The organism is Bradyrhizobium diazoefficiens, assembly GCF_016612535.1.
Taxonomy (GTDB): domain Bacteria; phylum Pseudomonadota; class Alphaproteobacteria; order Rhizobiales; family Xanthobacteraceae; genus Bradyrhizobium; species Bradyrhizobium diazoefficiens_C.
In genome coordinates this window covers 1-22445 of sequence record NZ_JAENXS010000004.1, presented here as the reverse complement: position 1 = coordinate 22445, position 22445 = coordinate 1, and the positions used below count along the sequence as shown (strand labels likewise).

Here is a 22445-nt window from a genome sequence, read left to right as displayed (position 1 = left end):
TTATGTAGGACTACTAACTATACGGATCACATGCTCACGTCAATATAGTTTCTATTCCCTCTCGGAGAGTAGCATGAAGCTGGCCCACAATCCGCTGCGCTGGGGCGTCGAACAGAGGCTGGAGTTCATCGAGTTTCGCCTCTTCTGGCTCGGTGGCGTGAACCGGTCGGATATCACCGGCCATTTCGGCGTGTCGGTCCCGCAAGCCTCGAATGACCTTAGCCAGTACCAACAGCTGGCGCCGAAGAATATTGTCTATGATGCGCGTGCGAAGCGGTATTTTAAGACAGCGCACTTCGATCCGCTCTTTCTTCGGCCGCAAGCCGATCAATATTTGTCGCGACTGCAATCGATTGCGGATGGAACGGCGGAAATCGGAGAGTCGTGGCTCGCCGACGTGCCTGCGGTCGACGTCATCCGAGTACCGCAGCGGAACGTTGATCCGGAGATCCTCCGGGAGATTGTCGAAGCAATTCGCAAGAACGGTTCTCTGGAAATTCGCTACCAATCACTGACGCCATCGCGGCCGCATGCGGCATGGCGGCGGGTTTCGCCGCACGCGTTCGCGTTCGATGGGGCCCGCTGGCACGTCAGGGCATTCTGCCACGGCGATCGGCAATTCGTCGATTTCTTGCTGTCACGGATATTGGACAAGCGAAATCCGGGTGCGGCGCTCGCGACCGGAGCAGACGATACGCTCTGGCATGAAACCATCGACGTGACACTCATGCCGAACCAAAAGCTGAACGCGCAGCAGAAGAAGATCGTGGCGCAGGACTACGGGATGAAACTCGGTCTGCTCACGGTGCGCGTGCGGCTGGCGCTCCTCTATTACTTCCTCAAGCGCTTGAATCTCTCATTCAAATCAGAGGCTGCGCCGGCACACGAACATCCGATCGTGCTCGCCGATCCGAAGGTAGTTCAACAGGCGCTTGAGCGAGCGCGCCTAGCGTAGCAAATGGGAGGAAGACATGAGAAAGATAATACTGCCACTGTGCCTTTTGCTGGCCGCCTGTCAGACTACCCAACCCACTGTCGAGAGCATCAACGCCCAGCAGGCAGCCATGGATGGCAAGTGCGAAAAGCAGGGCTATAAGCGAGGCACGAAGGATTTTTACACTTGCCTCCAACTGGCCCAAACCGAAGATGCACGCACCACCCAAAATGCCATGTACGGAACTGGCGCTGCGTTAACGGGCCTCAGCTTGCTTGCGGCGTTCTCTGATGAGCGCTTGAAACGCGACATCGTCCCCGTGGGCAAAGAGAACGGCTTTAACCTGTACCGCTTCAGATATTTATGGAGCGATGAGGAATACATCGGCGTGCTAGCCCAAGAGGTAAGGCATACGCGGCCCGACGCAGTTCTTGAAGATTCGAGCGGTTACCTTAAAGTCGATTATGGGAAGATTGGGGTCCTCTTCAGAAAACTCTGAGCGGCGGGCCATGCAAAATTCTTATTTCGTTGAAGGATTTCATACGCGTGCGCTTGATTACCATAGCGGGCTTACTTGTATCTTTGTCCCTGCCTGCCGTCTTGGCCCAGCAGCCGCCATCGCAACTCGGCCTCGCCTGTAGCAGCGAAGACCAGCAGTACCCGCTCGGCCGGTGGGTCTGTAATGATCGCGAAACTGCGCAACTTTCTAAGCAGCTCAATGCCGCGTATAGAGCGGCCCAGACGCGCGCCGACCAAGCGGGTCGCGCCCAACTCCAGCAGGCCAATGCGGCGTGGCTGAGCGCGATGGACGAGCGGTGCGCGCAGGACCGCAGCAAGAGCTGCGTCACCAGCGCGTTGAAGGAGCGTCTCAAACAGCTCGGCGTCGCCGTCCAGCCGAGCGCACCTGCGGCTCCTCCGTTACCCGGCACGGCGAAGGTCGACGCGTTTGCGTTCTGCCGATCAGCCAGGAACCTGGACGACGTTGGAAACGTAACGCCTGATCCTTCAAGCGAGGAAGCGATGGCTGCTGCGTCCGCGACCAATTCGTTCGTGTGGCGCTGCATGGACGGCGCAGTCTGGGTCTGCGGTACGGGCGCTAGCGGGGGCGCCTGCCAGCGAATGGGACCAGGTCTGACGCCCACCAACGCCATCACCAGCTTTTGTCTCCGATCCCCGAACAGCGATTTTGTGCCGATGTCGGTGATCGGCAACTCTCCAGCGTCATGGAAATGCGTCGGGACCGCACCGCAGGTTTTGCAAGCAATGCGATTGGATAAGCGGCATTTCATGGCCGGCTCTTGGATTAAGGTGGTCCAACCAAGTCCTTCCGTGGCGAATCAGAGCGTGATCGCCGCGCAACCGGTTGCGCCTTCGCAAGACGATAGTGAAAACAACCTTGCATATGTTGCTAACACACAACCACCCGACGTTTTTCTTTCGCTGCGAAGTGAGCCGGGAGGCACCGCGGGTCACCGCATGATGAAAATGGCAAACGGTACGCGTTTGCGGGTGCTGAAGAAACAAACTGACGGATGGTGGTATGTTCAAGTGCTGCCAGGGGGTCAAATTGGATGGGGACTAAGTGCATTGAACGGAAAGCAGTGGGTAGAGTGCTGCACAAACCCAACCAGCCAAACGCAAGAGCGGAATCAAGCACCGGAAGCCGTCGTACGGCCAGTCCTGCTGTCGCAAGGCGAGCTGGACGCCTTTCGCAAAGTGATGGCGGGTTGGCAGCCGTCGCCAGGTACGCCCGCCTTCGACGTACACTTCAAGCTGCAACGAGACGGGATGATCGATGGTACACCCGATGTGCTCTCAACCGGAAAGATAGCGCCGGATGTCACCGCGCCGGCCCTAGCTCTGTTACAGAGAGCCCAACCGTTCAAAATGTTCAAGCCGGAGACCTACGAAGCTTGGAAGGATATTGTGGTCACCTTCGAGGCCCAATCGTCACATACGCAGCCGATGCGCTAGCCCATGACGCGACGGCTTGCAACTAAGTCGGGGGACGCCGTTACGCTCTGGCCGTGCGGATTGCTGCACCGGCGGCGGATTGTAAACCGAAGACGCACGCATGCCGAGCTAGAATTTGGCAACTCAAACGCCATGAAGCCGTCAAACTTATTTGGGCACATGACAGGCAGGCTTCCCATGAGAGTTGAGCGCTCACTTCTGAATGTAGTCTGACAGGCGGCCCGCCGAGACGGGCACGAAAGCGGACGTGCAGCACCTCGCCTGTCTTCACTGAGATCCCCGCTCACCTCGCGCAAAGGCAGATGCTGGATGTACGAAAGCGTCAGTTGCGATCACTGCGAAGATGAATTCGCGCCAGAAGAGCTGGCGATTCTGGCGCCCCCGGCAGCCCACGGCGAGTTGATTTGTGGACGGTGCATCGAAATCATGCTCCGTCGAGCCATCGCGAATTTCCTACGTGAAAATTGACGTCCGTTCTCGCGTGCTCCCTCTTTCCTCAGATTGGTTGCAGCCGGCGGTCGAACATATCTAACTCATGCCCCTTTATTTGTATCCACTCTTCCGCCAATACAAAATTCATGTGATTGACGTTTCGTAGCGCCATGGATCTAATCAACAGGGCTTCAATATCCGCAATCATGGAATCTAAGTTGGCTGGCCGTTCAACAGCCATGCGCCCAAGCTTGTGCACTCCATATATATTTTTCGCCTTGAGAACCTTGCGAAAGCCGAACCAACTGAACCGGTCCCAAGAGTCCCTGTGCTGGTCCGTCGTGTGATCTTTGAGACGACTCCCGAGTCCCCTCTTCCTAGTTAGACCGACATAGTGGGGTCCGTAGCTTCCGTACAGGATGTAGATTCCGAACTGTTCTCGAAAGTCAGCTACCCGCAGCGTTCCTCGATTTGCACCTCGGCGACCATATAGACGCCATTCATAGCGCTTCCCCTGCCCGGGATTCCAGTTGATTTCGTCGCGTCGCCAAAAGAGCCCATAGGCCTGGATTAGCGCGCGCTTGTTGCCCTCTATCACGTCTAGCTTCTCCCTTCTGAGGCGACGGGCAGATAAGGCCCACTGAGCCGATGGACTCGGCACTCAAAGTTTATTCGTCGATAGTGGTGGGGACCACTCAACTAACTCTTTGACTTGCGGAGAGTAGACCACCGCTTGTGCGATCGAAAGGATCTCGTGGTATAGCGCATTGCGCTTATTTACCTGAACGAACATTTGTCCGATCTCACCTGCCTCGATCGGTCGTAACAGGTCGTGCTTGCGTGCGGTCTTCCCATCAGGATCGAAGTGGGCGCCTCCCAAAGCATTCGCTGCATATTTGATGATATCAGCTGTGGAGGCGGTGACGACCCCCACCTGAATTCGCGTTTGTCGGGAAAAGTCTCTCAAGTGCAAAGTACGCTGAACCAAGCTCGCGTTGCGGGTTACTGAACAAGGAACGCCAGGCAGGATGTCACCCCCTCCACAATACGCAATGACATCCTCGCCTTCTGTCGAGTCAACGCAGTAGCACGTCAGCGTAATGGGCCCGCGCAATCCCGTCGCCTTCCACGCCCGCTGGAGCATTTCTTCCACAATGAGAGCTCGTAGAGTACCAGCAGCTACTCGAACGGTCGGTTCATCAGCGTTGTAGGCTGACAAAGAACCGAGCGTCTTGAGATGGGCCTGGACGGTCCTATGAACCTCCTCCGAATGAGTGGACACCTGTAGTAGGCTCGTTGAGCCCGGAGGTGTCGAATGGAACGTCAACGTCGGTCATTCACCGAAGAGTACAAGCGCCAGGCCGTTGAGCTGGTATTGTCGAGCGGGCGCTTCGATTGGGTCTGTTGCCAAGGAACTCGGTCTGCGGGACTCGGTACTGCGACGCTGGGTCGATGGGCTCCGGCAGAAGCCGGCATCGGCGGCGTGGCGCCCCACCACGCAGGCGACGCCGATGTCGGCGGACCAGGCTTCGGAGGTCGCCCGCCTGCGCCAGGAGAACGAACGGCTGCGCACGGAGCGCGACATTTTAAAAAAGTCGATCGCGATCTTTGCCGGAATCCGGACATGAGCTTCCGCTTCATCGAGGATCACCGCGACACCTATCCGGTACGGCTGATGTGCGCCGTGCTCGAGGTCTCGCCAGCCGGCTATTACGCTTGGCGCGGTCGCCCGGTGAGTGAGCGGACCAAATCCAATGCCGCGCTCCTGGCCGCGATCCGGCAAGTCCATCAAGACAGCAGCGGGCGCTATGGCAGTCCCAGGGTCCATGCCGTCCTGCGCAGGCAGGATCGTGGCGCCAGCCGTGGTCGGATCGAACGGCTGATGCACCGGCACGGTATCCGCGCCATCATGGCACGGCCGCGCCGTGTGCGCACCACCGACAGCCGTCACGACCTGCCGATCGCACCGAACCTGATCGCGCGCGACTTCACGGCTCCCGCCCCAAACCGGGTCTGGCTCGCTGATATCACCTACATCCCGACCGCAGAGGGGTGGCTGTATCTGGCAGCCGTCATGGACCTCTTCAGCCGAAAGATCGTCGGCTGGGCCATGCGCGATCATATGCAGGTCGAACTCGCATCCGCGGCACTGACGATGGCCGTCAACCAGCAGCGGCCGCAGGGTGGATTGATCCACCACTCCGATCGCGGCGTGCAGTATGCCTCACGCCCCTATCGCAACGCTCTCACCGGAGCCGGCATTGCCGCATCGATGAGCCGAAAGGCCAATTGCTACGACAATGCCCCGATGGAAAGCTTCTTCCATACCCTGAAGACCGAGCTCGTTCATCATCGCGACTACAAGACTCGCGCCGAGGCCCAGCGCGATGTCTTTGCCTTCATCGAGGGCTTTTACAACCGAACAAGGCTCCATTCCGCCATCGGATATCTCGCCCCGATCGAGATGGAGCTAAAAGCCGCCTAAACCCGTCCACTTTTTCGGGGGAAGATCACCTAATCAGCTCACCCTCGTGGCGGGTCGTTGGCTTCATTTGAGCTTCTATTCCGTCGCGCCCGCAGCGACACTACAATTTAGATCCGGACATTTCGTCGCACTCAGAGCGCCGTCAGCCAGTGCCAAATCGGTGCCACAGGTTATCTTTTCTTCGCGAATTGAACTGATGGGGAATGAAAAAGCCACGTAGGGCCAGCTACTTACGAATGGTGGGCGCACCAGGGCTCGAACCTGGGACCCGCTGATTAAGAGTTAAAACGCCTTTTAGTGGCCAGCACTTTATCAAAGCATGCTCGACGGCCTTGATGTTGGTTTTCAACTGCATGTTTCGCGGAATCGTGAGCAACTTTTCAGCGGCTCAGCCCGCTTCAGCCGACAACTCAACCGGCTTAGGAACTGCCTCGCAGTGAACGAAGGAAGGCCGATGCCCATCGGAGGTTGTCGATGCGCCGGATCAAAGAGGTTCTCCGTGCAACGAGTGTTGGAAAGATTCCAGCGGGTGCCATCGGTCTTATGTCCAGTAAAGGACGGAGATTTATCGCACATCGTCGGAAGCTTGTCCGCGGTAAGCGCTTGGAAACACCATGTCCTGATCGACGAGGACGTTGAACACATAGCCCGGTCGGATTTCCAAGGTCGGCTGGACGTTCAGGTTCTTGCTGATGGTTTGCTCGGCGACCCGGCCAAACGTCTCGGCAAAGCTGTTTCGCGCGGCATCCGAGGGTGTCTGTCGATACCCGTAGGGTGAACTCGCGGGCACTGACATATCGATCCCGGCACCGATCGCGGCGATCATGATCGCCGATCCGAATACCTGGAAATAATGGTTGTCGACTTGATCATTGAAGCCGCCATAGCCTTCCGCATCCGTGCCCGCCATGCCGCCGATCTGCAGCGTCGCTCCGTTTGGGAAGATGATGTCAGTCCAGACCACAAGGACGCGGCTCTGCCCGAATGAAATCTTGGAATCGTAGCGGCCCAGGAGCTTGGCGCCCTGCGGGACCAACAGGTGATGGCCCGTCGCACTGTCGTAGACGTTCTGGCTGACCTGGGCCGTGATGCGTCCTGGGAGGTCGGAATTAATGCCGGTGATCAGCGTCGCCGGAATCACGGAGCCGCGCTTCAATTCATATGGCGATGTCGGGGCGATGACCTTGTTGGGCAGGTAGCCGAGCTTCTTGAGGTCCGCGTTGAAGAAGTCCTCTTTCGCCGCCTGTCCGTTCTGATCGATGTTCTGCATGCCGAAGCCAGCACGCAACGCCGCCCCATAGAGATCGGACGCGCCGCCCGCAAAGGCAGGTGTTGTCGTCCTTGCCGGCGCCGTGTTGCTCGTCGCCGTCGCCGCGCTTGTCTGGAGCTTGCTCAGATTGATGGCGAGTGGTGAGTCATGGGCGGCATCGTTGGCCTGCACGCGCGCCATTCGCTCGCGCTGTCGCTCCCGCAAATATTGCTCATGCGCCTCGCGCTCGAGCCGCGCCCGCCATAGCGCCTCGGATTCGAGCTGCGAGCCGGCCCGCGCCTCGGTCTGTTGTCGACCGGAAAAGGGATTGTTGGCTGGCTTTGGTGTATCCGGCAGCTGCGGCGACGGCTGGAATGTTTGCGCTTCCGTCTGATCTCCGATGATGCCGTTGGAGATGCCTTTCTTCAGCTGATCGGCGTAAGTCGAGGCCGGACTCGACGAGGCCGTATCGATGCCGGCCTCGCGACGGAAGTACAGGCCGCGCGAAGTCAGGCCGTAGAAGATCACGGCAAAGAAGACGACCACCAGCACGATCGCCACCACGATCGGCAGGCGGTTGAGCCGGCGGATTCCTCGCGCCTCCTCTCCATCCGGATTGCCGCCGAGCTTCAGGGATTGCACCATCGCCGCCCTCCCCTATCCGCGCTGCATGACGGACAGCGGACTGGTCGGCGACGCACCCGCGGCCGTCGCTGCATAGGCGCGGCCGAGCTCGACGCTGCGGGTCGACAACCGCGCCAGGACCTGACCGTCGTAGGACTCGAGCACGTAGGCAAGCGGGATCGTCTTGTCGCCGCCGGTCTTCTGGTCGGTCGCGACCGCATAGCCCCAGCTCTTCAGCGAGGCCTCCAGCGCCTGCCCGAAGGGCGAGCCATCGGGTTTCAGGATGATCGTTCCGGAGCCGGGACCGACCTGTTCGGCTAACTTCGTCACCATGTCGCCGGCGATCGCTGAGGCGGCAGGGCCGGAGAGATCAGGCGGCGCTGAGCTCGCCACCAAGCGGCTACTTCCGAACGATGCGCATCCGGCGAGCGACATGCCCAGCAAGGAGAGAACGGCGATCCGACATCTCGAGGAGATGGCATGCATGGTCAGCCTCCCCTCCGGATCGTCACCTTGTCCTGGTTCCAAAAGCCGACGCCGGAGACCAGAATGGCAGTGTCGATCTGATAGTCGACCACCATCATGTCGTCCTTCAGCCGATAGTTGACGATGCGGTTCTGTCCGCCCGACACGACGAAGAGGACGGGCGCATCCCCTCCGTCGAGCGACGACGGAAACTGGATGTAGGTCTTAACGCCGTCGCTATAGACGCGCGTCGGTCGCCACGAGGCGCTGCCGCTCACGCTGTAGCCGAAGTTCAACTGTTCGGCCGGAACGCCGGCGCCCGGAATCGTGTCGGAGCCGAGCCTGGCGTTGACATCGGCGAGCTTACTGCCGACATCCTCCGGATATTCGAAACCGACGCGCGCCATATACTGGGTCGCGTTCGACTTGAGTTGAATATGATAGGTCCGCCGCGAGGTCGTCACGATCATCGAGGTGATGAGCCCCGGTTCCGCGGGTTTGACGATCAGGTGGATGGCTTGGCCGCCGACCGCCCCCGATGTCGCCGGTTCCACCTTCCAGCGCACGGTATCGCCGACCAACACGTCACGCACGACCTCACCCGCCTGCAGCTCGATGTCGCAGACCTCAAGCGGCGAGCAGACGACGGATGGCTGCACTTCGCCGAACAGAAAGATCACCTTGCCGTCCGCTCCGCGCGTCACAAGGCCTGTCGATCCGCGCCACTGGCTCGAGATGCTCGTGCCCTTTCGCTCCTTGCCGTTCATCGCCTGCGCGTGTGCGCTGCCATCGGCAACAAGCAGGCTGAGGGCTGAAGCCATAAGAAGAATGCCAATTCTTGGTTTGATCGTGCTTGAGTGCATCGGTGTCCCCGCCCCTTTCATAGTTGCGCCGTCCAGTCGAAATCACGCAGGTAGAGGCCGATCGGATTGAGCCGGATGGTCTGCTCGTCCTGGGGTGGAGTCAGCGTGACAGTGGCGATGCCGCGAAAACGGTGCTCGCCGGTTTCCTTTCCCTTCCTGTCGCGCTCGAATTCGGTCCAGTCGATTTGATAGGACTGGTTCGAAAGAGCGACGATGTTGTTGACCTCGACGCCGATCGTCGTGGTCTTCGCCTTCTCGAACGGAGACGTGCTCCGGAACCAGTCATTGATCTTCTGCGTCGCGGGATCGGAGGTTCGCAGCAGTGCGTAGGTCCGATCGATATATTGCTTCTGCACGACCGCATCGGGCGTGACCGATCGGAAGTTCGAGACGAAGCTTCCGAGCGTCGCGCGGACCACGCGTGGATCCGCATATTCGATCTGCTGCGGATAGCCGGCGCTCATGGCCGTGCCGAGTTTGTCGACCTCGACGATGTAGGGCACGAGTTTGACCTGCGTGCTCTGAAACAGCGCGTAGGAGAAGCCGATTACGGCCATCACCATGGCAATGATGCCGACCATGCGCCATGCCGCGGCCGCCCTCACATAAGAGCCGTAGCGCTCGTTCCATTCCAGGCGCGCAGCGAGATAGGGATTGTCGGGCAGATTATGGGCGGCCATTCGAGTCGTGGTCTCCAAGCATGATGTTGTGGGCGGGAGGGCTCAGTTCTTTCCGCCCGATCCTCTCTGCCGCTGGCGTTGATCGAGCTTTGCGTTAGCAAGACCCAGCGTCGACGTGCCGAACGAGCCTGGCGCGCGGATGGCCTGATCGCGGGCGGCGGATGCGAGCGCGCCGCCGGCCGCTCCGACGCCTGACGTCATGGCTTTGAGGGCGGCCGCGCCAAATGAGGCGCCATCGGCCCGGGCCGCGCTGAAGCCCGCGGCCCCTGCCCTCGCGCCGCCGAACGCAAGCGCGGCCGCGCCGGCGGCGAAGCTCGCCGCCTGGCCCGCATGCTTCACCACTTCCATGCCGCTGCCGACGGAGACGCCCTGCACGACGCCTTGCACGATGTTCGGAACATACATCGAGATAATGAAGACAACGACCGAGATGCCGCCGATCGCAAGTGTCCCGACGAAGGCATCGTTGCCGGTGCCCGTTTGGTTGGCGAGGTTCAATAAGGTGTCGGAGCCGATCTTGGCGATCATCACCAGCGCCATCAGCTTCATGCCGACCGAGAAGGCATAGACGAGATAGCGGATGGCGAAATCCTTGGTGAAGGACGAGCCGCCGAGACCGAGCATGATCATGCCGGCGAGCAGGCCGACATACATTTCAACCATCACCGCCACGAAGATCGCCGCAACCAGCGAGAAGGCGATCACCACGATGACCATCGCGAATACGGATGCGATCGCGAGCGCATTGTCCTGGAAGAGGCCGAACTGCGCGTTCTGCGACATCGCGGATGCGACCTTGAGACCGGCGTTGAACACATCCGCCGGCGAGGCAGAGCCGCCGCCCGCGCCGATTTGATAGAGGCTGTCGACGACCGCTTTCGCGAAATTCGGTCCCTGGTCGAGCACGAAGGCGAAGAAGCCGATGAACATGACCCGCCGTACCATCTCGGCGAACCACGCATCGAGGGTTGCGGTCTGGATGGCGAGCCAGACCGCGGCAAGGCCGACTTCGATCCCTGCGAGAATCCAGAACAGCGACTTCGCCGCTTGCATGACGTTTGTCTGCCAGCCCTTGGCGGCCGTCGTCACCGAATTTTCCAGCGTCGTGAGAACACTTCCGTCATGCTGCGCCAATGCGGGATGCGCAACGGCGATGAGTCCGATCGCGACGATCAGAACGAGCCCCGGTTTGAGTTTTTGCACCCCCTGCCCCCTTTCCTACCAGCGTGGTTTCATCTGCTGGCCGCCGGACGTCTTGTAGTCCTGCGGGGCTTTGAAAAAGTCGCTCGCGCGTTGCGTTGTGCCTTGGGACGTGCCGGCCCCGTGCAGTGCAAAGAACAGCCAGGCTCCCGCAGCGCAGGCGCCGATCGCGATAACGACGATGATGATCGCAGATCGTCTCACCAGCGCGGCTCCATGGTCTGGCCGCCGGAGGTCGAAGGCGTGGTCGCGTTGAAGAACTGCTCGCGGCGCGCCTGCGAGAGGTCTTTGTTGGCCTCCGACGATTGGAACCAGGTCGCCATCATCGTGGTCTGCTGTGCAATGAGCCCCCGCAGCTTCTGCATCTGGGCGACTTCCTGCGCGGCGATCTCATGACCAACCTGCAGGGCCTTCATCTGTCCGTCGGCGCTCTCGGAGGCTGTCTGGAGTTGCGCCATCGTCGAGTTCTCGGTCGTAAACTGCTGCGAGGTGAGACCTGCGGCCTGCAACGTGCTCGAGATCGTGTCGCGGTTCGTCGCCGACCATGTTTGATAGGTGGGGGCGAAGTTCGCGCCGTTCGGCAGATTGGTTTTGAACTGCGCGTAGCTCTGAAAGCGCTGCTTGAGCACGTCGTCGATGTTGCCCATCGAGAACGCCATGCCCTGGCCCTGATTGACGATGTTCTGCAACTGCTTGAGGTCGCTCTCGACCTGCCCCCAGACATGCGCCGGCAACTGTGTCGTATTCTGCAGCATGTTCTGGTAGATCCTGAGCTGGTTCTGGATCTGCTGGGCAAGCTGCGAGATTTGCTGAATCTGGTTGTTGATCTGTTGCGCGGATTGACCTGCGAGCTGGATCAACTGTCCATTGTTAAGGAGCTGTGTGAACTCGGTCGCGCCGCCGGCCGCGGCGCCGGCGAACGCAGGGGCAGTCGCGAGCGATCCGATACTGGTAGCGACGATGAGCGCTTTACAAATCGGCGAGAAGCGTCTCGGCATGGCCGATCCCCCTTTCCTTGAGCCAGCGAACGGGCCAATCGGCCCCGGCCTTCTTCAGCGCCAGAATGCGCTTCAGGTCGTCCTTGCCGGATGCGCCGACGAAGGATAGTGCGACGGGGCCGAGCGCCATGTTGAAGAGACGGCGGCCTTCGGGTGAGGCGACGTAGTATTCGCGCTTGGGGACTGCGGTCGCGACGATCTCGATCTGCCGCTCGTTGAAGCCGATGCGCTCATAGAACTCGCGCGTGCCGGGCTCGCGCGCAGCGCCGTTCGGCAAGCAAATCTTTGTCGGGCAGCTCTCCTTCAACACATCAATGATGCCGGAGCGCTCGGCGTCCGAGATCGACTGCGTGGCGAGCAACACGGCGCAATTGGCCTTGCGCAGCACCTTCAACCACTCGCGAATCTTGTCGCGGAAGACGGGGTGGCCGAGCATGAGCCAGGCCTCGTCGAGAATGATCAGGCTTGGCGCGCCGGTCAGGCGCTTCTCGATGCGCCGGAACAGATAGGTGAGGACCGGAACAAGATTGCGCTCCCCCATATTCATCAGCTGCTCGATCTCGAAGGTCTGGAACGATCCGAGCAGCAAGCCGTCCCTCTCAGCATCGAGCAACTGGCCCATTGGACCGTCGACGGTGTAGTGATGCAGCGCGTCCTTGATCTCGCGCATCTGCACACCCGACACGAAGTCCGACAGCGATCGCCCACGCGCCTCGGCCATAAGGCCGATCTGCCGCGAGACCGCGTTGCGATGATCCGGTGTGATCGTCACGCCTTGGACGGCGATGAGAGTTTCAATCCATTCCGAGGCCCAGGCGCGGTCGGTGTCCGTTGACAAGTCCGACAGCGGACAAAAAGCGAGCGTTGCCGCTCCGTCCGCGTCGTCGCCGCCGATCTCGTAATGTTCGCCGCCGGCGGCCAGCGTCAGTGGCATCATCGAGCGGCCCTTGTCGAAGGCGAAAATCTGCGCGCCGGCATAGCGCCGAAACTGCGCCGCAATCAGCGCCAGCAGCGTGGACTTTCCGGAACCTGTCGGTCCGAACACCAGCGCATGGCCGACGTCGTCGACATGCAGGTTCAGCCGGAAAGGTGTTGAGCCGGATGCGACTTGCATCAGTGGCGGTGACGCGTGCGGATAGAACGGGCACGGCGCGGTCGGACTGCCGGACCACACCGAGTTGAGCGGGATGAGGTCCGCGAGGTTACGCGTGTTGACGAGCGGCTCGCGTATGTTGGCGTACCAATTGCCCGGCAGCGAGCCGAGGAAGGCTTCCGTCGCGTTCAGCGTTTCGATGCGCGCGCCGAAACCCTCCGCCTGGATCAGGCGGCGAACCGCCTCGGTCTTCTCCTGCAGGCGCGAGCTGCTGTCGTCGAACAGGACGATGACGGGCGTGTAATAGCCATAGGCGACGAGCTGCGAGGAGGCTTCCGCGATCGCATCCTCTGTCTCCGCCACCATGGCGGCCGCGTCCTGGTCGATCGAGCGGTTTTGTGTCTGGAAGAGCTGGTCGATGAAGGGGCGGACCTTCTGCTGCCACTTCTTGCGGGTGCGCTCGAGCTTTTGCCGTGCGTCCTGGTCGTCGAGAAACATGAACCGCGAGGACCAGCGATAGGTCAGCGGCATCAGATCGAGGGAATTGAGGATTCCCGGCCAGCTCTCGGCCGGAAAGCCATCGATCGCCACCACTCCGAGAAAGCGGTTCTCGACCATGGGCGACAGGCCATGCTGCAGCTCCGCGGTCGCAAGCCAATCCAGATACATCGGAATGTCCGGCAAGCGGATCGGATGGTTCTCGCCGGTAATGCAGAACCGGATGAACTGGAATAGCTCATCGTAGCGCGCTATGCGCGTGCCTTCGCGCGCCTCGACCTCGCGGGTTTCCATGCGCCGGATGGATAGGACGCTGGCGAGATATTGCTCGACCTCGCGGATAAAGGTGCGGAAGCTCTCAATCGCGGTGTCGGCATAGGAGGCCGAGCGGCTTTCGACATCGGAGTAGATGTAGCGTGCGAGACCCGCGCGACGGCGCTCGGGCGGCCGCCAGGTCAGGATGATCGCGTGCCGGCTCTCGAAATGCCCGCTCGCCTGCTCGAAGCGATTCCGGCGTTCGTCATCGATCGCGCGCGTCACCGGATCCGGGAAGTGGCAATCACGCCGCGCCGGATAATCCATGGTCGGCACCCGCACCGCCTCGACCTGGATCATCCAGCCGGAGCCGAGGCGCGCCAGGATCGTGTTGATCTGACGCGAGACCTCGTTGCGCTCGGCGTCCATCGAACTCTCCGAGTCCGGCCCGGCAAAATACCAGCCCGCCATCAGCGAGCCGTCCTTCAGCAGGACGATTCCGTTCGCGACGAGTCCGGCGTATGGCACGAGATCGGCGAAAGACGGGCCGGAATGACGGAAGGAGCGCAGCGCGACCATGAGCGGGCCTCAATAGCTGCGCCAGGGCGTCGAGGTCGCCCGGTAGTACGGGCGATAGGAGATGTGGCGGGCATAGACGCGCCGCATCATCGGGTCCGCCTTCGCCATCATCCGCAGTGCCGCCACGACAACGATCCAGATCGCGGCGCCGAGCATCGCCGCATACCAGGTGAGCACGACGAAGATCAGGATGACCGCGGCAAGGCCGGTCAGCAGCACGAGCTCGCGATCGGCGCCGAACAGAAGGTTCGGTCGTGATAGCGCGCGATGAATGCGGTTGCGTCTGAGATTGGTGCCGACCTCAGCCATGACCGAGGTCCCCTGCCCTATCCGCGGTCGGCGGCGTGCGGGCGACATCGCCGATCGAGGCGCCGCTCGAACCGAACAAGGCGACGATTTGCGTGGCGCCGAGAAGGATGCCGGCGACGAGCACGACATACATGAGCCGTCGCGCGAAGTCGTTGAGCTCGCCACCGAAGATCAACATGCCGCCGGCAACCGCCACGGCTGCAAGCGCGATGAACCCGGCCACCGGACCGGTGATCGATTGCTGGATCTGCTGAAGCGGGCTCTCCCAAGGCAGATTGCCGCCGCCGCTGGTCGATGCAAAGGCGGGGTCGAGTATTACAAGTGCGAGCAGCAGGCCGCTGACACCTGCGATCATCATGCGGTTACGCGACATGGCGCTCCTCCGTTCGGGTGTAGGATTGGGTTTGATATTGGCCCGCCGAGAAGCTCTCGACATGGAGCACGTCGCGGACCTGACGGCCGCGATCCGTCCGCTCGATCGAGACAATCAGGTCGACCGCCTCTCCGATGACCTCGCGCATAGGCTGTTGACTGGCTTCGGCCGTGAGCTGCTCGAGACGGCGCAGCGCGGAAAGCGCGCTGTTGGCGTGGATGGTGGTGATGCCCCCCGGATGTCCGGTGTTCCACGCCTTGAGCAGCGTGAGCGCCGCGCCGTCGCGGACCTCGCCGACGATGATGCGATCGGGTCGGAGCCGCATGGTGCTCTTGAGCAGGCGCGCCATATCGACCGCGTCGCTCGTGTGCAGTGAGACGGCGTTTTCGGCCAGACACTGGATCTCGGCCGTGTCTTCGAGAATGACGAGGCGGTGCTCAGGCGCGTGCGCGACGATCGCGGCGATCACAGCATTGGCGAGTGTCGTCTTACCCGAGCCCGTGCCGCCCGACACCACGATGTTCAGGCGCGAGGCGATGGCGTTGTGGATGACCGCGAGCTGGTCGGCGGTCATCACACCCTGCGTCACGTAATTCTCGAGATCGAAGAGACGCGAAGCCCGCTTTCTGATCGTGAATGTGGGAGCACCGACGATGGGCGGCAGCAAGCCTTCGAAGCGATGACCGCCGATCGGCAGTTCCCCTGAGATGATCGGACGCTCGTCGTCGGCCTCCGATTGCAGCGCATGCGCGACACTGCCGATAATGATCTCGGCGGTCGCCCCCAGCATGCTCCCGGCAGCTGTCATCCCGTGGCCTAGTCGTTCAATGAACAACCGGCCATCCGGATTGAGCATCACCTCGACGACCGCTGGATCATCGAGCGCGGCGCAGATCTGATCGCCCAGGGCGTCCTGGAGTTTGCGGACAAGTCGCGGATGAGAACGAAGTTCGGCCATATCGCTCGCCATCGTTTACGCAGCGACGCGCTGAAGGCGGCGCAGGTCGGAACGATAGCCAGGCGGACAGACCCGTTCGAAGCTTGCCTGGTCGGCCGGCAGGATGCCGGCGACGCTCATGGTCTCGCCGATGAGCTCCACGCTGCCGAGGCGCGTCATCGGCCAACCCGACCGGTGCAGGATGCGCTCAAGGCGCACGTCCGTCGCCGTGGCGATTTCATCGAAGCCGTTCGACATCGACCACTCGATGATTCCAGCGAACATCATCAGCGTGGCCTCGTGCAGGAACCGGCCTCCCCTCCCCTCGCCTCCAGTGTCGGCGTAAAAGCGCGAACTCTCGACCATGGTGGATTTGCCCCGTAGCCGGCCGCCCGGGAGCGGTTGCGGGAAGGTCCACGACAACATGGTTGGGCCCGTGCTTGGAAGCAGACGCGCGCAGCCGGCGACGTCGCCGCGATCGGTCAGGGCCAGGATGTAGGTCGGGTCGAGGGCGTCGTATTCATCGCGCTCGCGGCCCTGCTCGATCTTTACCCGCCAACCGAGCCGGCCGGCGAATACCCGGGAGCGCAACTGATGCATCTCATCGACCAGAGACCCCAATCCGCCGTGTTCGTTGGCATCTATCGCAATTGCTTGCATTCGCCGAATCTTCCGTCGCGTTCTGGTGAACGGAGGCAAGTCAGCATGGGGCGGCGGCTCGTACCCTCTGTAGAATTAACGGGGGCTGTCCGAGCGGCCGGTTTGGGGAACGGCCTTGGCCTCGAAATTTTGGCCGCGCCTCCGGCGTCGCCTTTGAAATATGAGGACAGCTTCTTGTAACGGGTGATTGCACGCCAGCGAATCAACTAAGAGTCCGGCTCCGACCATCTGAAAGCTTTCTCATGTCTGACCAACGAGAGACTAGGCATATTGGCGTCTCTCCACCGCCGCGGCCGAGCAGCCCATCCCCCGGCACGCACGTTCCCGTCCGGCCGCCTCCGCCGCCACCTCCTCCCAGAAAATGACGGAAACGCCGCAGAAGGACGGTTATGTCTTCGGCCCGAAATTCGATGCCCTCCGGTGCGCGATCTATCACACTGCGCGCCGGAACTATCTCGATTTCCTGAATCGCCTTCTGAATTTCGTCGTCATCGTTCTCGGCGCGAGCGTTGCAGGCAAGGCCGCCAAACTCATTCATCTTGAGGAAGAGGCCTGGCTGGAATTTGCGGTGCTGATCGTTGCGACCGCGCAGCTCACCTTCGATTTTGGCTATCGCGCGCGAACGCACGAGATTCTGCAGAAGAAGTACAACGACATGCTCGCCGAAATCGAGCTCGACCCGGCTCCTGACCAGAAACGGTACAACGCCAAGCTCTTCACCATCGCCGGCGATGAACCGATGCCTCTCCGCGCGCTGGACGCCCTAGCCTACAACGCAGCGTTGGACGCCACCACCAGCGACCCCGAGATGAAGCGCCGAAACCGTCTATGGGTACCTCGCCTCCATCGGCTGTTCCGGCATGTCGTGGCCTTCCACGCATATGAGTACAAGCTGGAGTCCGAGCGACAGCCCCTCTTCAGCAACCTATTGCGACGCAAACGAGCATCGGTATGAGCAAGAAGTCCGGAAAAAAAGGCGACACTAGGCACCATGTCAGCGTGCGGCCGCCGCCAAAGCGCTACAAGTCCGTCAAGAAGGCTCGCAAGGTCAGCAAGAAGAAGAAATAGGGCCGGGATAATCGCGACGCCAGAAGATACCCACGTCAACGAAGCCGTGGCTTCCGCTGCTGCTTCCGGGCTCTGACGGCCGCGAAGTAGAAGGTTCGGCTTTCAGGATCGCAGACGCGTCGGGTCAGATTCGAGGCGCCTGCGTGACCCTCCAGAGACCCCTGACGATCTTATCGCGTTGCGCAAACAATTCCGCGGCGCTTCTGGATCGATTCGTTTCCGGTGATGCGCGCAACTGATTTGACCCGGTCCAGCTGATTGTAAAGCCGCTTGCTCTTCAAGATGGCGCCTAGCCAGTCGACCTGTTGCTCATCATGGAAGAAACCTTCGTCGCCTAGATCATAGCTGCGGGCCGCTTTGACGAATATACGGCCAAAGCTCCCTTTGGCGGTCGAAGAACTGTCGCGTCACGCTGGCCCCCCATATGCCCGTTATCGAAAAGGCAGCTTCCCCTCGAAATGGCCGCTTAGTCACCTGCCAATTGAGCCGGGGCCGCTTCGAGGCCCAGCGTCGTTTGTGGAGATTGCAGCGAGTGATGGCGGCGGCGACCGCCTCAGCGGTCTTAGGGCTCGTACTCCTCTTCGATCTGGCGACGGACGCGGTCCACCTTGACGTAGCGTCCGAGCTTCCAGTCCACCCGGTCCGATTTGCCGGGAGCGGAAAATTACCCAGCTCCCTTGAGAGGTCGAACGGATTACTCAACGCTAACGCCCCACAACCCCGCGCTGAGCGTAGCCACAACCATCTGGCCAGACAACCATGAAGTGTGCCAAACTTTCCCGGGCTGAGGGGCCAGAACAGCGCACTTGCGCGTCGCCGCCAACATGCACGTATTGAATTTCAGGAGCGGCGGTGATGCGTTCGCTCGGTTTGCGAAGAAAACCGGCTTGTGCGCCAGAGGAGACCTCTGGACCCCCAGGCACCGCCGGAGGCCGACCGGGAGCGTGAGCGCTAACCATTATTCATTCATTTGAGTGCGGAGTTTCTTGTGAGAGTCATAACGATCTTGTTTCCAGCAATTCTAACGCTGACCAGCATCTCGCCATCCATTGCCGGCGGCCTTCTGGGCGACCTTATCAACAATGTCGCACCCGGTGTCGGTACAGCTCTCGACGACGCCCACCGCCAGGTCAAGAACGCCGTTCCTCCATATAAAGCGATCGAAGAAGGTGCGACGCATGTCGTCAACGAAGCCTTTGTCCAGTCCGGAGCCCCGGCGCTGATTGAACTCATTGCGCGTTCGCGGGACGACGCCTTGCGCAATGGTGTCGATGCCATTCCCCCCGACATCCGCGCAAACCTAACCGGATTCATCCCCGGGAACATTCTCAATGCCGTCCGCTATCGAGTCGGAGGCGGAGGCGACCTGACCCTGCAGGTCAACGCCATACGCTACGGGGAAGCCGCTGCGATCACCCTGGATTATGTCGTGGTGTTCAAGGAACAGAATGACGCCTTGTACAATCCAACTCTCTGGGCGCATGAGTTGACCCATGTCGGTCAGTATCAAAGCTGGGGTATTCACGATTTCGCCGTCCGGTACCTCCGCAGCTATGCCGATGTCGAACGACCCGCCTACGAAGCCGAAACTCGTTATGCGGCCTGGGTTGCGACGCGTAATGCAAATCAAGTCGGGGTCACCAATGGTCCCGTTAACGCAAACCAGATCAATCACCCGGTTTCTCAATTTGCCGGAGCGGGCGTCTCGAACATCTGCGGCACGGTTCTCGGTACGTGCGGTTTGCCCGGATCAGCGCCCGCCGGCACACCATGCTGGTGCGGCACGCCAGCAGGTCCAGTGACCGGCTCAGTGATCCCCCCTCCACAGAATATCGCCTCGTCGATGCCTGTCGGGCTTCCGCCAGGCACTCCCATGACGGCGTGCGGATGCTGGGGCCCGTCTCCCCCCATGGTCGCGCCCGAGCCGAGGTGCGCAAGCCAAGCTGTGCGAATTGCCGGATGCCCGGCATTCTGCCCGACAGGAGGTCAAGCCTATGGGTATGTCTGCAACTGAGTGGCTGTCTTGAGTAAGCGAATCCGAAGGATCTCAGTGGCAAGCGACATCATCTTCAGGAAGCGCGTTCTCGCCGCGATCGACAAACCGAAGAAGAGCAAGCTTGTCTCGATCCTCAATAGTGGTTTCTTTCTCTGGCTCCTGACCCTGTGTGTCGTGACCGCGGGAGGTGCCTATCTGACCTCATACCAACAATGCCGGAAAGATGCGGAGGACGAAATCGAACGCAACACGAGGATACAAAGAGAGCTCTTTCAACGTGAGCTCAGGATTCGGGAAGTCATCATGAGCTCCTCGTCAGTCGCGGAGATGAGAAGTCAGCTCAAGCAGCCCAGCTCCTACTACCCGGAGTTCTCGGGATTTCCCATTCTCCTGTTGCAGGAGAGCAATGCCGCGTTTCTCAACCGCGTCATCGACCTGAAGCTGAACATCCCGCCGAGCACGCCACTCCCGCGCCCTGAGATGATCGCGCTGTACTCCATTTCGCGCGGCCAGATACCGGATGCGATTGCGGATAAGGATATTCCGTTGCTCCGCGAATATGCGCTGAAGATGCTTGCGCAGGCCAACCCTGTCCCTCTGCCGGGGTATGGACTCAGTCCGTTCCGACCAGAGTGCGGGTTTCAAACTGTCTGGGGTCGGTTCTTCTTCGACCCTGCAACGAAGATAGTTCGTGCGTACACCGGCAAGCCGACACTCCCAAATGTCTTGCCCTTGCCACAGCCGCAAACCCCGCCGCAATTGCTGCCGCCTCTATCGAAGGCCAAAGCATCGCCTTAGCATCATGGACCACGGCACAGCAGGCCTAGGCTTCTTTCGCTCCGTTTCAGCCGTCTTACGCTGCGTGCGATAAAACCCCACGGCCGGTCTTGTCGTGAGTTAGCCCTGCATCGCAAACGCGCAAGGCATCTAACTGTCTCCCTGAAGGCCCCCCTCCCTCCGCTGCGCAGCCGAGTCGCGCGCTGCAGCGGTTCGATCGTGAGCAGCCCGTGGTCCCGATTGCCTCGAACGCGGCAAGGCGCGAGCGCCGAGGCTTGTGAGTCGCTTGTCTGAGCGGCGATTCTGGTCTGTTGGCGATCGGAAATCCGGCGACCAGGCGTACGCTCGGACTGTAAGATTACCGGGGGATGAAACGTCACCGCGGCGCTTTGATCGCGCAAGATAAGCTCGCAATAAGATTGAGGAAATTCCTCCGAATCAGCGTCTCGATCGGCACGATCCGAAGGTGCCGTTAAGTATCTGTTAACCTTAAAGGGCTGGACGAAGACCGAGAATCGTGACCTAGCTTTAGCGGGCAAAGGGCGACAAACCGCCTACTGGCCGACAACGAAGGAATGAATCGGCGATGACTTCGCAGGCCCAGACCAGGATTCAAATTGAAGATCCCGCCGACAAGATTATCCGGCACGCGGGAATGCTTTCTGGACATCTGCAGGCCAGGCGTCAACAGATGTATCCCCCGGACGCTCAGAAAAGCCTACGGCATTTCATGACTCATGAGGTCTCAAAGCTGACCTCGATTCCGGAATCCACTCTCAAGTTGATGTCAAACGAAGGCAAGGGTCCCGTCCCTGCCCGACTGGAGAATAATCATCGCGCATACACGCTTGCGCAGATTAATGAGCTTCGGGAACTGTTCGCCGCGCAGCGTCCGGCAGATGCTTTGAGGTTCTTGCCCCATCGTCGGTCGGGCGAGCATCTGCAGGTCCTGGCGGTCGCGAATTTCAAGGGCGGCAGCGCGAAGACGACAACTAGTGCCCACCTTGCCCATTACTTGGCCCTCCAAGGCTATCGCGTCCTGGCGATCGACCTCGATCCTCAAGCGTCATTGTCGGCCATGTTCGGCGCGCAGCCGGAAATTGATGTCCAGCAAAACGAGACCATTTATGCGGCCCTGCGCTACGACGACGAGCGTCGCTCCATCGCTGACATCATCCGGCCGACCTATTTCACTGGCATCGACCTCATTCCCGGAAACATCGAGGTCATGGAGTACGAGCACGAGACGCCCCGCTACTTATCGAAAGGGCAATCGGACTCCGAAAGCATCTTTTTCGAGCGCTTGCGTCTCGCTTTGACAGACGTAGAAGATGCTTACGATGTAGTCATTCTAGACACGCCGCCTTCGCTCGGTTTTTTGACGCTGGGCGCTATTTATGCGGCGACCGGACTTCTGGTGACAGTCCACCCTGCGATGCTCGACGTGCTGTCGATGAGTCAGTTCCTACTGATGATGGGTGATCTAATATCGGTCATCCGCGATGCCGGCGCAACGATGAAGCAGGACTTCCTTCGCTACGTCGTCACTCGACACGACCCGTTTGACCAATCTCAGGTCCGGGTCGTGACCATGCTCCGACACTTGTTCGCTGAAGACGTGCTGACGGCGACCGCCATCGCGAGCGCGGCCATCGAGACCGCTGGTCTGGCGAAGCGCACGCTCTATGAATTGGAGCCGGGCAACATCTCTGCCGCGACTACCAAGCGAGCGCGGGAATCCATTGATGCGGTCAACGACCAGGTTCTTGCGCTGGTCCTTCAAGCTTGGGGACGCGCATGACGAACAAGCGTCCTTCAGGTCGATCGATCCTCGCCAACTTCGGTTCGTTCTCGAAGCCCGAAACCGCGCCTGACAGTCCCTCCCCACCCGTACGCGCGGATGCGCCGATCCAACCCGCAGCCCGTGTCGGGGCCGGGGTGATCGGAGCGACACAGCGTTCGTTGGCAGAACTGCGAGGTGAGCTTGCCCGGCTCC

Annotated in this window: 21 protein-coding genes and 2 pseudogenes; 9 read left to right on the top strand and 14 right to left on the bottom strand. The window is 60.6% G+C overall.

Annotated features, from left to right (window positions below):
* The first annotated feature begins 73 nt into the window (after window positions 1–73).
* From JJE66_RS34235 to JJE66_RS34225, 3 genes are read left to right on the top strand one after another with little or no spacing between them, the layout of a single operon-like run.
* The gene (locus tag JJE66_RS34235; RefSeq protein ID WP_200520209.1) at window positions 74–955 is read left to right on the top strand and encodes a WYL domain-containing protein; all 882 of its coding nucleotides are present in this window, start codon (window positions 74–76) and stop codon (window positions 953–955) included.
* A gap of 16 nt (window positions 956–971) precedes the next feature.
* Entirely contained in the window at window positions 972–1433 is a 462-nt protein-coding gene (locus JJE66_RS34230; RefSeq protein WP_200520208.1) for a tail fiber domain-containing protein, read from the top strand.
* A gap of 47 nt (window positions 1434–1480) precedes the next feature.
* The gene (locus JJE66_RS34225; RefSeq protein ID WP_200520207.1) at window positions 1481–2908 is read left to right on the top strand and encodes a lysozyme inhibitor LprI family protein; all 1428 of its coding nucleotides are present in this window, start codon (window positions 1481–1483) and stop codon (window positions 2906–2908) included.
* Between the two features lie 496 nt (window positions 2909–3404).
* Here the strand turns inward: JJE66_RS34225 and JJE66_RS34220 are convergent, their stop codons facing one another.
* Together JJE66_RS34220 and JJE66_RS34215 are read right to left on the bottom strand one after the other, a co-directional pair.
* Complete coding sequence (locus JJE66_RS34220) at window positions 3405–3938, bottom strand: GIY-YIG nuclease family protein (RefSeq protein ID WP_200520206.1); 534 nt, start codon at window positions 3936–3938, stop codon at window positions 3405–3407.
* Between the two features lie 63 nt (window positions 3939–4001).
* A complete protein-coding gene (locus JJE66_RS34215; protein WP_200520205.1) occupies window positions 4002–4493 on the bottom strand; it encodes a hypothetical protein in 492 nt (163 codons plus the stop codon).
* Between the two features lie 162 nt (window positions 4494–4655).
* Here JJE66_RS34215 and JJE66_RS34210 point away from each other — a divergent pair.
* Window positions 4656–5825, top strand: a pseudogene (locus tag JJE66_RS34210) (IS3 family transposase).
* A 565-nt stretch (window positions 5826–6390) separates the two neighbouring features.
* On the opposite strand, the gene trbI reads toward JJE66_RS34210, so the two are convergent.
* Genes trbI through traI form a run of 12 tightly spaced genes read right to left on the bottom strand, consistent with a single transcriptional unit; the run spans window position 6391 to window position 16608 of the window.
* Window positions 6391–7719, bottom strand: a complete 1329-nt coding sequence (gene trbI / locus JJE66_RS34205; protein WP_200520204.1) for an IncP-type conjugal transfer protein TrbI — start codon at window positions 7717–7719, stop codon at window positions 6391–6393.
* A gap of 12 nt (window positions 7720–7731) precedes the next feature.
* Window positions 7732–8184: a conjugal transfer protein TrbH gene (gene trbH, locus JJE66_RS34200; protein ID WP_200520203.1), complete on the bottom strand. Its 453-nt coding sequence runs from the start codon at window positions 8182–8184 to the stop codon at window positions 7732–7734.
* A 2-nt stretch (window positions 8185–8186) separates the two neighbouring features.
* Entirely contained in the window at window positions 8187–8984 is a 798-nt protein-coding gene (trbG, locus tag JJE66_RS34195; RefSeq protein ID WP_246756774.1) for a P-type conjugative transfer protein TrbG, read from the bottom strand.
* A 59-nt stretch (window positions 8985–9043) separates the two neighbouring features.
* Window positions 9044–9706 (bottom strand): conjugal transfer protein TrbF, encoded by a 663-nt coding sequence (locus tag JJE66_RS34190; protein ID WP_200520201.1) that lies wholly within the window; start codon window positions 9704–9706, stop codon window positions 9044–9046.
* A 42-nt stretch (window positions 9707–9748) separates the two neighbouring features.
* Entirely contained in the window at window positions 9749–10909 is a 1161-nt protein-coding gene (trbL, locus tag JJE66_RS34185; protein WP_200520200.1) for a P-type conjugative transfer protein TrbL, read from the bottom strand.
* A gap of 15 nt (window positions 10910–10924) precedes the next feature.
* Entirely contained in the window at window positions 10925–11110 is a 186-nt protein-coding gene (gene trbK, locus JJE66_RS34180) for an entry exclusion protein TrbK (protein ID WP_200520199.1), read from the bottom strand.
* On the bottom strand, window positions 11107–11904 hold the full coding sequence (gene trbJ, locus JJE66_RS34175; protein WP_200520198.1) for a P-type conjugative transfer protein TrbJ: 798 nt from the start codon (window positions 11902–11904) through the stop codon (window positions 11107–11109). The genes trbK and trbJ overlap by 4 nt, the downstream gene beginning before the upstream one ends.
* Window positions 11876–14329: a conjugal transfer protein TrbE gene (locus JJE66_RS34170; protein WP_200520197.1), complete on the bottom strand. Its 2454-nt coding sequence runs from the start codon at window positions 14327–14329 to the stop codon at window positions 11876–11878. The genes trbJ and JJE66_RS34170 overlap by 29 nt, the downstream gene beginning before the upstream one ends.
* A 9-nt stretch (window positions 14330–14338) precedes the next feature.
* A complete protein-coding gene (locus JJE66_RS34165; RefSeq protein WP_200520196.1) occupies window positions 14339–14638 on the bottom strand; it encodes a conjugal transfer protein TrbD in 300 nt (99 codons plus the stop codon).
* Window positions 14631–15011 (bottom strand): TrbC/VirB2 family protein, encoded by a 381-nt coding sequence (locus JJE66_RS34160; RefSeq protein ID WP_200520195.1) that lies wholly within the window; start codon window positions 15009–15011, stop codon window positions 14631–14633. Before JJE66_RS34160 ends, JJE66_RS34165 begins: the two co-directional genes overlap by 8 nt.
* The gene (trbB, locus tag JJE66_RS34155; RefSeq protein WP_200520387.1) at window positions 15001–15969 is read right to left on the bottom strand and encodes a P-type conjugative transfer ATPase TrbB; all 969 of its coding nucleotides are present in this window, start codon (window positions 15967–15969) and stop codon (window positions 15001–15003) included. The genes JJE66_RS34160 and trbB overlap by 11 nt, the downstream gene beginning before the upstream one ends.
* A 15-nt stretch (window positions 15970–15984) precedes the next feature.
* On the bottom strand, window positions 15985–16608 hold the full coding sequence (gene traI / locus JJE66_RS34150; protein ID WP_200520194.1) for an acyl-homoserine-lactone synthase TraI: 624 nt from the start codon (window positions 16606–16608) through the stop codon (window positions 15985–15987).
* Window positions 16609–16969: 361 nt separating this feature from the next.
* On the opposite strand from traI, the gene JJE66_RS34145 reads away from it, so the two are divergent.
* The 5 genes and pseudogenes from JJE66_RS34145 to JJE66_RS37790 form a co-directional block, all read left to right on the top strand.
* Window positions 16970–17563, top strand: coding sequence for a hypothetical protein (locus tag JJE66_RS34145; RefSeq protein WP_200520193.1), 594 nt, complete (start codon window positions 16970–16972; stop codon window positions 17561–17563).
* 1119 nt (window positions 17564–18682) lie between these two features.
* The gene (locus tag JJE66_RS34140) at window positions 18683–19690 is read left to right on the top strand and encodes a DUF4157 domain-containing protein (RefSeq protein WP_200520192.1); all 1008 of its coding nucleotides are present in this window, start codon (window positions 18683–18685) and stop codon (window positions 19688–19690) included.
* Window positions 19691–19726: 36 nt separating this feature from the next.
* Window positions 19727–20470: a hypothetical protein gene (locus JJE66_RS34135; protein ID WP_200520191.1), complete on the top strand. Its 744-nt coding sequence runs from the start codon at window positions 19727–19729 to the stop codon at window positions 20468–20470.
* A 565-nt stretch (window positions 20471–21035) separates the two neighbouring features.
* Window positions 21036–22250, top strand: a complete 1215-nt coding sequence (gene repA, locus JJE66_RS34130; protein WP_200520190.1) for a plasmid partitioning protein RepA — start codon at window positions 21036–21038, stop codon at window positions 22248–22250.
* Window positions 22247–22445 (top strand): annotated as a pseudogene (locus JJE66_RS37790) (plasmid partitioning protein RepB); the annotation flags it as partial. The gene repA and the pseudogene JJE66_RS37790, both read left to right, overlap by 4 nt.